The following is a 12,291-nucleotide window of genomic DNA, read 5'->3' on the forward strand; positions in this document are numbered from 1 at the left end:
TGGCGTGGCAGGCGCGGCGGCGCTCCCCGCGGGCGACGGCGGCGCGCCCGGCGCGGCGGCCGCGGGCGCGGGCTTCTCGGGCGGGGGCTCGGGCAGCGGGATCGCGTCGAGGCGCCGATCGAGCTCTGCCTTCACCTCCAGGAACGCGGCGCGATCGCCCGGCGGCAGCACGCGCTCGCCGTCCATCTGCAGCGTCAAGGCGTCGAAGAACTTGCCGTCCTTCTTCGCGCTGAAGTGCAGGTGCGGGCCCGTCGATCGGCCCGTCGATCCGACATACCCCACGAGCTGGTGCACGCCGATCTTCATCCCGACCTTGATGCCAGGCGCGAAGCGCGAGAGGTGCGCGTAGCCCGTCTGCACGCCGTTCGGGTGCATGATCGTCACCAGGTTCCCGCTCGGACCCGCGGGCCCCACCCAGTCGACCGTGCCCTTGTACGCCGAGTACACCGGCGTCCCCGTCGGCGCGCCGAGATCCGTGCCGTTGTGCGGCATCAGCTTCTTCAGCACGGGATGCATGCGCTTCGGGTTGAAGTGCGACGTCACCGGCGCGCCCGGGACCGGCGATCGCCAGCCGCCCGAGTAGGGCTGTTTGCCGTGATCGTCCCAGTAGCCGCGCGCCTCCTGCCCGTTGAACGTGTACACGCGGATCGGCTTCTCCGCGGGATCGGCCGGCCTGTACTCGAGCGCGACGATCCTCTTGTATCGCGCGAACATCCCGAGCGCCGTCTCCTCCACCGCGATCACGCGCACCGTGGAGCCTTCCTCGAAGGCCTCCGACGAGATCTTTCCGCCGAGCGCCTCGTCGATCGTCGCGAGGATCCCGTCCTCCAGACCGCCGGCCTGATACGACGCCACGAGGTCCTTGCTCACGTAGAACGAGCCCACGACCTCGGACTCGGCGACCTTCATGTCGAGCCGCGTGCCGGCGAGGATGCCGTTCTGATCCTCGCGCGCTTGGTAGACCTCGAGCGACGAGACCTCGTACTCGAACGCGCGCACGCGCTTCGTCGCGCGATCGATCGCCGCGAAGAACTTGTCCTTGCGGCCGCACTTGTCGAACTTCCGCGTCCCCTCGAAGGCCTTCATGATCCGGTAGGTCTGGGCCTTCGGGACGTCCTTCTCCGCGAGAGCTTCGACGAAGCTCTTGCGATCGATCGTCCCCGACACGATCTGCACCGACGGATCCTTCGCGAGCTCCGACAGCCGCCACGGCCCCGGCACCGGCTCGCGCTTCTTCTTCGTCGCCTGCGCCTTCGCCCCGCCTTGTGTGTTCTCCGGCGTCGAGGCCTGGTGCGTGAGCCCGGCGCCCGCGATGAGCGCGCGCTCGTTGCGCGGCGGCACCACCTGGATCAAGAGCGCGATGATCGACGTCACCGTCGCGAGCCCGAAGAGCCCGCCGAAGATCGCCGTCATCCGCGGCGTGAGGTGCACGCCTCCGTGCGCGCGCGGCAACGGCCTCGCCGATGGGCCTTCGAGCCCCGACGAGGGCGTACCTGCGCCGCCGCCCGCGAGCCCCGAGAACGGGCCTCGTGGCGCGGCGGGCGGGCCCTCGGCTTCGCGCCTTCGCAGGGGCACGACGAGGCGCGGACGTTTGGATCTCGAAGCGTCCGCGACGCTCCCGCCCGGCTCGGGCGACGGATCGTTCATGTCGTCGAGCTCGGGCGCTTGGGGACCCGCGCGCTCTTCGACGGGGATGCTCGGCTCCGGGACGTCCGCCACGGGATGCACGTACCCCGAGCAGACGGAGGCGGCAAGGGCGGCGTGCATGCGGGCATCCGAGCGTACGCCTCGGTCGAAGTATTGGAAACCGTAGGCTTTTTTGCTGGCCCGCATCGCCGAGCCGGGTTGGCCGACGTAGACTTCGTGGCATGGATGAGCGCCTCAAGGACCTGCTCCGCGTCGCGCGAGAGCACTACCAACGACGGGATTACGAGCGCGCCGAGCCCGCCCTCCGAGAAGCGCTCGCGCTCCACGGCGAGCTCGCCGACGTGCACGACATGCTGGGCGTGATCCTCCATGATCGCGGGGATCTCGTGGGCGCCCGGTTCCACTTCGCGAACGCCGCGCGCATCAACCCCGCCTACACCGAGGCGCTCATGAACCTCGCGGTCACGCACGCCGACCTCGGCGACTACGAGGCCGCGCGCGAGGTCTACCGGCGCATCCAGTCCGAGCACACGGGCACCACCTCCGATCCCTTCGTCCGCGGCAAAATCGCCAACATGCACGCGGACCTCGCGCAGGCCTACCTCGACGCCGGCAGCCCGCGCGACGCCATCGGGGAGCTGCGCCGCGCGGTCGACCTCTGCCCACGTTTCCCCGATTTGCAGGCTCGCCTCGGCAACCTCTACCGCGACCAGGGCAACCACGCCCTCGCGCGCGAGCACTACACCGCGGCGATCGAGGCGAACCCACGATACGCCCCGGCGCACGTCCTGCTCGGCCTCACGATGCTCGCCCTCGGCAGCGCCGATCAGGCCGTCGCGTGCTTCCGCTCGGCGCTCGCGGTCGATCCGGACAACAAGAGCGCGAAGATGTACCTTCGCCTGGTCGAGGCCCAGCGCAACGCGCGCGCGGCCCGAAAGACCAGCCGCTCCCGCGAGGGCGCATCAACTCCGACGTAAAGCTTGGCCACCTTCTCCCTCTGGCGCGAAGAGCTCCGGCGCGCCTTCCGTGACCTCCAAGGCGAGGACCTCTCTCCCGCGCGGCTCGGCGCCGCCGTCGCCCTTGGCCTGTTCATCGGCTCGCTGCCCGTCTTCGGGTTCCACCTCCTCCTCGTCCTCGTCGTCTGCCTGAAGCTCCGCCTGCACGCCGTGCTCGCGTACGCCGCGGCGAACGTCTCGAACCCCTTCTTCGCGCCCTTCCTCATCACCGCCGAGATCCAGGTCGGCGCCCGCCTCCGCACCGGCGCCTGGCTCCGCCTCGATCATTCGGTCGACGCTTGGGGGCTACGCTCGGACGAGCCGAGCTACGCCCCCAAACCCCCGATCGAAGCCGGCTACCGCACCGTGGTCGACTTCGCCGCCTACCTGCTCGTCGGCGCGCCCCTCGTCGGACTCGCCCTCGCCGCGGCCGGCTTCGTCCTCACCGTCGCGTTCGTCCTCGCCAAACGCGCCATCCGCCCTGCCTCCGGCGCGCTCCCGCCCTACCGACTCCCGGACGACGCGCCTCCCTGGATCGTCGCCGCCGAGCGCGTCGCCTCGCGCTTCGCCTCGCCCGAGAGCCCTTCCGCCGCCGACAAGAGCCTCTTCCACTACGTCCGCATCAAGCTTTCGCTCGACCCGGTTGCGCGCCTCATCGCCGACATCGAGGGCAGCCGTGACGGCGCGCTCGGCGACGTGCTCGACATCGGCACGGGCCGCGGCCAGCTCCCGATCCTTCTCCTCGAACTCGGCCGCGCCACGCGCGCGCACGGCCTCGACTGGGACGAGACCAAGATCGAGGCCGCGCGTCGCGCCGCTGCCACGCGCCCGCAAGGCTCTCTGCCCGCGGCGGCCACGTTTGCCCGCGAGGACGCGCGTCGCTTCGAGGCCACGCCTGCCGACACCGTCCTGCTCATCGACCTCCTCCACTACTTCACGATCGAAGAGCAGGACGCGATCCTCCACTGCGCCGCCGACCACGTAAAACCCGGCGGCCGCTTGCTCGTGCGCGAGGCCGACACCGAGCGCGGCTTGCGCAGCTTCGCCACCCTGCTCGAAGAAAAAATCTTCACGGCCGTACGTTTCAACCGCGGCGAGCGTGTTCGTTTCCGGCCTGCGCGAAGCATCACCGCGCTCCTCGAAGCGCGTGGATTCCATTGCGAAATCCTGCCCGCGTGGGGCTCCACGCCCTTCTCCAACGTCCTCGTCGTCGCGCGCCTGCCTGCGCTGGAGAATGCCCCCGCAGCGTGATCTCCCAGCAAGCGGCGATACGCGTATGCCCCGCGCGTTCGTCCGGGTGTGATACCGTCCCGCCCGATGTTTTCCCGCCGCGCGTTCCGGCTCCTATCGCCGCTCCTCCTCAGCCTGCCCGCCTGCGCTTCTTCCTCGGCCTCCACGCCTCCGAACTCGCCTGCGCAGGCCGAGGCGCCTCCGCCCGACGTCCCCTTCCCCTGGGAAGCGCGCTCTTCCACGGCCGCGGGCATCGAAACGCCCGCCGCGGCGTCGCCCCCGGTCCTCATCCGCAATGCGACGCTCTGGCTCGCCACGGGCAAAACGATCCCGCGCGGAAGCATTCTCCTTCGCGACGGCAAGATCGCCCAGGTCGCCGAGGGCGACATCTCGCCGCCCGAAGGCGCGCGGATCGTCGACGCGGCCGGCAAATTCGTCACGCCCGGCATCATCGACACGCACTCGCACCTTGGCGTCTATCCGATGCCGGGCACGATTGCGCACCTCGACGGCAACGAGGCGAGCTCGCCCGTCACGCCCGACGTACAGACCGTCGACGGCTTCTGGCCCCAGGATCCGGCCGTCGAGCGTGCCGTCGCCGGCGGCGTCACCACGCTCCAGATCTTGCCCGGCTCGGCGAACCTGATCGGCGGCCGCGCCGTCACCTTGAAGCTCCGCCCGGCCCTCTCGCCGCGACAAATGCATTTCCCCGGCGCGCCGGACGGCCTCAAAATGGCTTGCGGCGAAAATCCCAAGCGCACCTACGGCAACGCCCGCCACGCGGCGCCCGGCACGCGCATGGGCAACCTCGCCATGCAACGCAAAGCCTTCCTCGACGCGAAAAAACACGAGGACGACTGGCAGCGCTATCGCACCACCGAGGCGAACCGCCTCCGCGAGGACCAGAAAAAACGCGCCGCCTACGAGGCCGAGGTCGAATCCCGCAAAAAGCAGCAGGCGCAATGCCACGACGACCCGTACCTCTCTTCCTGCGCCGAATGGCAAAAGAGCTGGGAAAAACCCCTCGAACCCCCGAAGCCGAGCGACCCGGGCGCCGCGCCCGCGCGTGACCCTGCCAAGGAGACGCTCATCGGCGCCATGCGCGGCAGCGTCCTCGTCCACGTCCATTGTTATCGCGCGGACGACATGCTCGCGATGCTCGCGCTCGCCGACGAGGTCGGCTTCCGGGTGCGGAGCTTCCACCACGCGCTCGAGGCGTACAAGATTCGCGACATCCTCGTGCAAAAGAACGTCTCCGTCTCCACCTGGGCCGATTGGTGGGGCTTCAAGATGGAGGCGTACGACGGCATCCCCGAGAACATCGCGCTCCTGCAGGAATCGGGGGCGCTGCCGATCGTGCACACCGACTCGCCGGAGGGCATCCAGCGCATGAACCAGGAGGCGAGCAAGGCGCTCGCCAGCGGCCGGCGCGCCGGAATGCCCCTCACGGACGAGGAGGCCATTCGCTGGCTCACGTACAACCCCGCCTGGGCCCTCGGCATCGAAAAACGCGTCGGCACGCTCGAATTCGGCAAGGACGCGGACGTCGTCCTCTGGGACCGCCATCCCTTTTCGGTCTACGCCTCGGCCGAGGAGGTCTGGATCGACGGCGCCACCGTGTATCAAAAAGGCAAAAAACGCCCACCGTGGAGCGATTTCGAGCTCGGCCAGGACACCGGCCGACCCACGACCCTTCTGCCCGGAGGTGCGCCGTGACGAACCCCCGATCCGTGCGAAATACGTTTGTCTCGTCCCTGTTCGTCCTGACCACCGTCCTCGCGGCGACCGAGGCCTTCGCGCAGCCGCGCCCCACGCCAGCGCCTGCGCCCGCGAAGGCCGCCGAGCCTGCCGCCGCCGCGCCGCTGGCGATCGTCGGCGGGCGTGTCCATACGGGCACGGGCGAGGTCCTCGAGGATGCCACGATCCTCCTGGAAAAAGGCCTCGTCCAGAAAATCGGAAAAGGCCTCGCCGTCCCGGCCGGTGTCACCACGATCGACGCCAAGGGCGCCATCGTCACGCCCGGCTTCGTCGACGCATTCACGTCCATCGGCCTCGTCGAGGTCTCGCTCGAAGACTCCACGCACGACGATGATCGCGGCGGCAAAGACCCCATTCGCGCCGCCTTCCGCGCCTCCGACGGCTACAACCCTGCCTCCACCGTCGTCGGCATCACGCGCGCCGAGGGCGTCACCTCCGCGGGCGTCGTCCCTCTAGGCGGCCTTTTTTCCGGACAATCCGCCTGGGCCGACCTCGACGGCGACACCCGCGAATCGGCGCTCGCCCAAGGCCCCCTCGCGCTCCACGTCCACCTCGACGGCAGCCTCGACGGCGATCGCGGCGGCCCCGCGGCGGCCCTGCTCCTCGCGCGTGAGGTCTTCGACGACGCCCGTACGTTCCAGAAAAACCGCGCCGCCTGGGAGCGCAATCAAAGCCGCCCGTTCGCGGCGAGCCGGCTCGACCTCGAAGCCATCGGCGACGCGCTCGCCGGCCGCGTCCCGGTCGTTTTCCACGTCGATCGCGCCTCCGACATCCTCGCCGCCGTCGCGCTCGCCAAGGAATTCGGCCTCCGCCCCGTCATCGCGGGCGGCGCCGAGGCCTGGAAAATCGCGCCGCGCCTCGCCGAATCGAAAATCCCGGTGATCGTCAATCCCCTCGAACCCGGCCCTACGACCTTCGACACCCTCGGCACCCGCGACGACAACGCCGCGCTCCTCCACGCGGCCGGCGTCCCCGTCGTCATCACCACGGCCGACACGCACAATGCCCGCAAGCTCCGCCAGGTCGCCGGCAATGCCGTCCGCGCGGGGTTGCCGCACGCGGCGGCCATTGCGGCGATCACGAGCGCCCCGGCCCAGGCGCTCGGGCTCGGCGCGAAATACGGCACGCTCGCCCCGGGCAAGGTGGCGAACCTCGTCGTCTGGTCCGGCGATCCCCTCGAAATCGCCTCGCGCCCGCTCGCGGTCGTCATTCGTGGCAAAAAGGTCGACCTCGCGAACCGCCAGTCCGCCCTCTTCACGCGGTACCGGAAACTGCCCATCACCCGTTGAACACGCCCGCCCCGCCTCGGTTTCGGATCCGCCTCTTCCTCGAGCGCCTCGCCGTCGGCCATTTCTTCGGCTACCCCCTCGCTTTCGTGTGGGCCGTCGCCTCGATGCCGCTCACGATCCACCTGCATTTCGAGCGCCTCTCCTTGATCGAGCACGACACCGAGGCGATGGGCCAGCTCGTCGTCCGCCTCGTCGCCTGGCCTGCGGGCGTGGTGTTCGTCCTCTCGCACCTCTTCGCGATCGCGTGGGGGCTCGCGCAGGAGAAAAAACGCGGACAATGGGTCTTTTTCGGCGGATTCGGCGTGATCCTCGGGGCGGGCGTCCTCTTCGGCGCGGGGAGCTGGCTCTGGCTCTACCTGCGCTGACGGATCAGTTTGGCGGGAAGAACCCGATGTACCGCAGATCGGCGCATTCGTCCGCGCCCTTGTCGCTTCCGAGGACGTACAGCGGCCCGACCGTGGGCACCGGGACGTTCTTCACGTCCTCGACCACGAAGTTCCCCGTGGTCGCGCCCGAAACCGAGAGAAGACGACCCATGGGCGTGACCTTCGCCTCGATGGTGAGCTCTTGCTCCCGGCTCCAGGTCAAAGCGCTCGGCCCCGCGAGGCTCTCGGCTCCGGTCGTCAGAACCACCTTGTTCGATTGTGTGTCGAGGTAGAGCCGATTCGACGTGTTGAGATAGAGCAAATTCGGACGAGGCTCCTCCGTCTCTCCCGGAGCGTAGTTCGGCGCGAATTTGATCACCACGTGGAAATACCCGCCGGGCAGGAGCGTCTCCGTCAGGTTCGAAAACAAAACGTCCGCCTCGCGCGTCCGGTCCTGGTCCCCCGTGGGGATGTAGCTCGACGGGTACTTCGCATTCGGCTCGTGCTGGGCTGCATACGCGATGACCGACGTCGAGCCCGCGATCGGCGGAGGATCGGAATCCGCGTCGCCGTCGGTCCGGAGCATGAAGTATCCGTTCCCATTGCCGATCTCGTATCGTCTCCAGCTCGTATCGTCGACCGCGACGTGCGCCCAGTTCAACGTGCTCCCGAGCGTGAAATAGGCGTAGGGCGCCGTCCCCGCGTCGCCCTTGAGCCACGCCGACGACGTTCCGCCCACGAGCCCGCCCAGGTAATTCGATTGCTGGCTCCCCGACGAGCTGAACTTCGTCGCGCCCGTGCCGCCGGCGGGATCCGGCTGCAACTGCATGGCGGACATGGCAACCGGCCCCGCCGGACTCGACCACGACTGGCCCATCCAGGACTCGCTCCCACGAATGCGGTTCGTCCGCCGCCGCTCCACGCTGAGCCCCCAGCCCTTGCCCACGTTGCGCGGGCGCGCCGCGTTCGGCCCATACAGACGCATCAGCGTGCTCGCGCTGAACTGCGACGTCCGATCCCCTGTCGGACAGGTGATCTGCAGCCATCCATCCGGAAACGAATACACGGGCGCGCTCCCGAAGGCCGGCTGGGTCGCGGTCCATTCTCGAATGGCCACGGCCCCCCCGCCGCCCGCTCCACCACCGCCCATTCCCCCGGCGCCGCCCATTCCCCCAGCGCCGCCGCTCCCACCGATACCGCCTGCGCCTCCGCTCCCGCTCGTGCTCGACGACGCCCCGCCGCCCGATCCCTGGGCCGTATCGAGCTCCAGACAGCCCACCGTGCCCATGCAGAATGCGCCCAGCGCCCCGAAAACCATCGCTCGGTACATGACCCGCTCCTCTCGCCCACGCTCGCCTATCGGACCTCGATGTACCGGAGATCCACGCTCTCCTGCGGGCCGTCGTTGTCCCCGAGCAGCCAGACGGTCTTGTCCTTCCCCACGGGCTCGACCGGCCCGAGCTTCGATACCGTCGCGTCCCCCTTCGTCGCGCCCTTGATCGAGATGAGCCGCCGATTCGGCAGATATTGCACCCGCACCTCGAGCTCCTGATCCCGCGACCAGTCGAGCCCCTCGATCCGCAGGTTATCCGGCGAGCCCACCTTGAGCAGCGTCAGCGTCCCTCCCGCCTTCATCCGGAAAAACGTGCTGTCGTCCTCCAGCGCGACGAGGTCGTGATCGACGGTCTGCTCGCTCTGCGCATAATGCGGCGCATACCGGATCGTCACGTCGAAATATCCCGACGGGGCCACGGTCTCCATTTCGGCGTTCAAGAGATCCGCCTCCCGGAGCACCGGCGCCCCCGTCGTCGGAATGAAGCTCGACGGATATGTCCCGACCTCCACCTGCGCCCCGTACGCGTTCACCGACGTCTCCTGCAGGATGGCCGGCGAAGCCCCGATCGCCCCCGTCGTCAATCGAAGGGTCGGCCCCTCCTCGGACGTCCCCACTTCGTACCGTTTCCACACGGTATCGCTCACGGGCACGAACGCATTGCCGTACGCGAAATATGCGAACGTCCCGTCCCCCTGCGCGCCCATGAACCACGCCGACGCGATCTTCCCCTGCACGAGAGCCCATGAGGAGGACTGATTGCCGAAGGAGATCAGGGCCACGCCTTCCTGCCCGCCCGCAGGATCGAGGGCACCCGGCACGGCCGCCATGGACTTGTCGTCCCCCATCCAGCCCGCGCCTCCCCACGTGCTGTTCGGGATCAAATTCGTCCGCTCCGTCTCCATCGCGAGCCCCCAGCCCGTCCCCACGTTGCGCGGCCGCGCCTCGTGCTTCTGGTATCCGATTCGCAGCGTATTCGGTCCGATCTGCGACGTGCGCGGCGTATCCGTCCGGTTGATGTAGTCGAGCCAATCGGGCATCGTGTAGACCATCTCCGGCCCGGGCTCGGTCGCCTCCCATACCAGCGGATCCCGCGGCGGCAGGCTGCCGGGGTCATCGTCGAGCGTGAGCTCGGAAGGGAGCCCGCCCACGATCTGGCAGCCAAAGGACGACGTCCCGACGGCCGCGACCCACAAAGCTCGTTTTGCCTTCCACGCGCGCATCTTGCTAAGCTCCACGCGCCCGAGGATACACCACCCGGAAGGACCCATGAAGCGACGCGCCCCCGCCGCCGAGAGAAATCGCGATCCCATCCTGGACGTCCTCCGTCGCGTCCTGCCGGACGGCGCCTTTACGCTCGAAATCGCGAGCGGCTCCGGTCAGCACGCGGCTCACTTCGCGGCCCACCTGCCTGGCCTCACGTTCCAGCCTTCCGACCCCGATCCCGACGCGCTCGCCAGCATCGAAGCATACCGCGCGGAGCTCGATCTGCCGAACTTCCTCCGCCCGCTCCGGCTCGACGCCTCCGAGGACGCCTGGCCCGTCTCCCGCGCCGACGCCGTCGTCTGCATCAACATGATCCACATCGCCCCCTTCCGCGCGTGCGAGGGCCTCTTCCGTGGCGCCGCGCGAATCCTCCCCGCGGGCGGCGTGCTCGTCACGTACGGCCCTTATCGATTCTCGGGCGCGTTCACGGCCCCGAGCAACGAGGCCTTCGACGCCTCGTTACGGGAAAGGGACCCCTCCTGGGGCGTGCGCGACCTCGACGACCTGAAGCACCTCGCGCGACAAACCGGCTTCGTGCACGAGGAGACCGTCCCCATGCCTGCCAACAATCACTCGCTCGTCTTCCGCAAGACGGCCTGAGCGCTCACTCGCATTTCACGAGCGGCGCGAGCGGCGCGAAATCCCACGCGGACAGGTTCATCTCGTCGTACGTCTTGAGCTCCGACGAAAGAATCTGCGTGATGTCGGCCCAGGTCTGCCCGAACTTGTTCGTCGTCGTCCCGCCCGTCTCGGCCACGCACGCGAACTTCGCATTCCCGCAGATATCGAGCGCCTCGCAGCCCGGCGTCGTGGGCCCGAGCGCCGCGAGCACCGCGTCTCCATAAAGCGGCACGCCATTCACCACGACGAGCGATACATCCTTCGGCGCCGCCGCCAGCACCGCGTGGAACGGCTTGCTCGCGTCCCCCGCGATCACCGTCACGTCCGCCTTTTTCCCGACCTCCAGCGACCCGAGCACGTCCGAGAGCCCCAGCGCCTTCGCCGCATTCACCGTCACCATGCGGACCAGCATGGCTGGCGAGATCACGTCCCCGTACGCCTCGTTGTCCACCTTGTTCGCGAAACGTAGCTCGTCGAGCAGGTTCTGGCTGCCCCCGAGCGACCAATCCGGCGCCAGCGCCACGTTGATGCCCAGCGACAATGCCAGCGGCACGTTCGTCGTCTTCGTCAGATCCGTCCCGCCGCCGTACAAGAACACGTTCGAGCGCGGCGACCACACGAGGCTCATGCCGCTGTCCGCCATCACCGCGAACTGTTCGGGCCCGAAGGCCGTCCCGTGGACGATCGTCGTCTCCGACGCATACAGACAGCCCTCCGGGTTCGTCGCCGTCCCGAGCGTCGTGAACTCCTTTTTCGCCGTCTCGTCCACGCCCTCGCCGCAATGAATGACGTAGGCGTCGGTCTTGTCGACGACGAAGTTGTTGCAGACCGCGTCCCCGCTCGACGGCGGGAACAACGTCGAGACCTGCACCTTGTCCGCGCCGAGGTCGTTCGCCTTTTGATCGATCGTCCGCGCGAGCGACCCATAACACGTCTTGTCGATCGGGTTCGCCGCGCCGGCGATGCTCGTCGTCCCGGCGACGAGACCTTTCATCTCGCCGTACTTGTTCATCTCGCAGCCGAAGCCCGGGTCGAGGTTCGGCGTCCCCTCGCCGTTCATGTATTGCTTCGCGTCGACCATCGCCTGGTAACGCGGCTCGTTCGGCCACTGGTTGTGGTTGCCGTACGGCTTCGAGGGGCTCCAGTCCGACTCGTCGAAGATGTCGAACAGGATGTGATTGTGCGTATCGATCATCCCGGGCAGGATGACCCCGTGCGTCTTGACGACCGTCGCGTCCGCGGCGCCCGGCGCGTCCTCGCATGACGGGCCCACGCACGTCAGCGTATCGCTCTCGATGAGCACCTCGCCCGCGAATGCCTTGTCCGGCGTGACCACACACCCGATGAGGCGCAGCTTTCCGGGCATCCCCACCGCGGACACCTCGGGCGGACCCATCTCGGTCACGCAATCGGTGTCGACCGGGATGGCGTCGCTGCCGCCGCCTCCACCGGCGCCACCGGCGCCACCCGCGCCGCCCGCGCCGCCTGCGCCCCCGGTTCCGCCCGCGCCGCCCATTCCACCGGCGCCGCCCATTCCGCCGGCGCCGCCCGCGCCTCCGACGCCCCCGACGCCGCCCGACCCGGCGTCGCCGCCGCTCCCCCCATTCCCCTCGTCGACGTCCACCGGCAGTGGGTCGCTCGGCGTGAGCACCCGCTCTTCCGAGCAACCCACGACCGAGACCAACCCAAGAGCCCAAAGGACGAAGGTTCGGGGAGAGGCCACAGCTCGAATGTACAGGTTTTCCTTCCGAACCGCACTCCGTTTTTCGTGACATCTCCGTGGCACG

General features: G+C 68.8%; 10 protein-coding genes. 6 read left to right on the forward strand and 4 right to left on the reverse strand.

Annotation, left to right across the window (positions count from 1 at the left end; genetic code table 11):
- Window positions 1-1,767, reverse strand: a 1,767-nt coding sequence (locus QHF84_RS15175) for a M23 family metallopeptidase (RefSeq protein ID WP_281314007.1), incomplete at its 3' end; no start/stop codon positions are given.
- A 101-nt stretch (window positions 1,768-1,868) separates the two neighbouring features.
- Between QHF84_RS15175 and QHF84_RS15180 the strand changes: the two genes are divergently transcribed.
- From QHF84_RS15180 to QHF84_RS15200, 5 genes are all read left to right on the forward strand, one after another.
- Complete coding sequence (locus tag QHF84_RS15180; RefSeq protein WP_281314008.1) at window positions 1,869-2,624, forward strand: tetratricopeptide repeat protein; 756 nt, start codon at window positions 1,869-1,871, stop codon at window positions 2,622-2,624.
- 3 nt (window positions 2,625-2,627) lie between these two features.
- Window positions 2,628-3,893, forward strand: coding sequence for a DUF2062 domain-containing protein (locus QHF84_RS15185; protein ID WP_281314009.1), 1,266 nt, complete (start codon window positions 2,628-2,630; stop codon window positions 3,891-3,893).
- Between the two features lie 66 nt (window positions 3,894-3,959).
- Window positions 3,960-5,588 carry an amidohydrolase gene (locus QHF84_RS15190; protein WP_281314010.1) on the forward strand — a complete coding sequence of 543 codons (1,629 nt, stop codon included), beginning with the start codon at window positions 3,960-3,962 and terminating at the stop codon, window positions 5,586-5,588.
- Window positions 5,585-6,919, forward strand: a complete 1,335-nt coding sequence (locus tag QHF84_RS15195; RefSeq protein ID WP_281314011.1) for an amidohydrolase family protein — start codon at window positions 5,585-5,587, stop codon at window positions 6,917-6,919. The genes QHF84_RS15190 and QHF84_RS15195 overlap by 4 nt, the downstream gene beginning before the upstream one ends.
- The gene (locus QHF84_RS15200; protein ID WP_281314012.1) at window positions 6,916-7,284 is read left to right on the forward strand and encodes a hypothetical protein; all 369 of its coding nucleotides are present in this window, start codon (window positions 6,916-6,918) and stop codon (window positions 7,282-7,284) included. The genes QHF84_RS15195 and QHF84_RS15200 overlap by 4 nt, the downstream gene beginning before the upstream one ends.
- Before the next feature lie 4 nt (window positions 7,285-7,288).
- On the opposite strand, the gene QHF84_RS15205 is transcribed toward QHF84_RS15200, so the two are convergent.
- Both QHF84_RS15205 and QHF84_RS15210 read right to left on the reverse strand, forming a co-directional pair.
- Window positions 7,289-8,614: a hypothetical protein gene (locus tag QHF84_RS15205; protein WP_281314013.1), complete on the reverse strand. Its 1,326-nt coding sequence runs from the start codon at window positions 8,612-8,614 to the stop codon at window positions 7,289-7,291.
- 26 nt (window positions 8,615-8,640) lie between these two features.
- On the reverse strand, window positions 8,641-9,855 hold the full coding sequence (locus QHF84_RS15210; RefSeq protein ID WP_281314014.1) for a hypothetical protein: 1,215 nt from the start codon (window positions 9,853-9,855) through the stop codon (window positions 8,641-8,643).
- Window positions 9,856-9,886: 31 nt separating this feature from the next.
- On the opposite strand from QHF84_RS15210, the gene QHF84_RS15215 reads away from it, so the two are divergent.
- Window positions 9,887-10,483, forward strand: a complete 597-nt coding sequence (locus QHF84_RS15215) for a DUF938 domain-containing protein (RefSeq protein WP_281314015.1) — start codon at window positions 9,887-9,889, stop codon at window positions 10,481-10,483.
- Between the two features lie 4 nt (window positions 10,484-10,487).
- On the opposite strand, the gene QHF84_RS15220 is transcribed toward QHF84_RS15215, so the two are convergent.
- Window positions 10,488-12,176, reverse strand: coding sequence for an amidohydrolase family protein (locus QHF84_RS15220; RefSeq protein WP_281314016.1), 1,689 nt, complete (start codon window positions 12,174-12,176; stop codon window positions 10,488-10,490).
- Window positions 12,177-12,291 lie beyond the last annotated feature (115 nt).

The organism is Polyangium sp. y55x31 (genome assembly GCF_029946505.1).
GTDB lineage: Bacteria > Myxococcota_A > Polyangia > Polyangiales > Polyangiaceae > Polyangium.

Bases quoted from the DNA above. Each gene is read 5' to 3' on its own strand.
- QHF84_RS15180 (WP_281314008.1), top strand. From the start codon at position 1,869: ATGGATGAGCGCCTCAAGGACCTGCTCCGCGTCGCGCGAGAGCACTAC.
- QHF84_RS15190 (WP_281314010.1), top strand. From the start codon at position 3,960: ATGTTTTCCCGCCGCGCGTTCCGGCTCCTATCGCCGCTCCTCCTCAGC.
- QHF84_RS15205 (WP_281314013.1), bottom strand. From the start codon at position 8,614: ATGTACCGAGCGATGGTTTTCGGGGCGCTGGGCGCATTCTGCATGGGC.
- QHF84_RS15215 (WP_281314015.1), top strand. From the start codon at position 9,887: ATGAAGCGACGCGCCCCCGCCGCCGAGAGAAATCGCGATCCCATCCTG.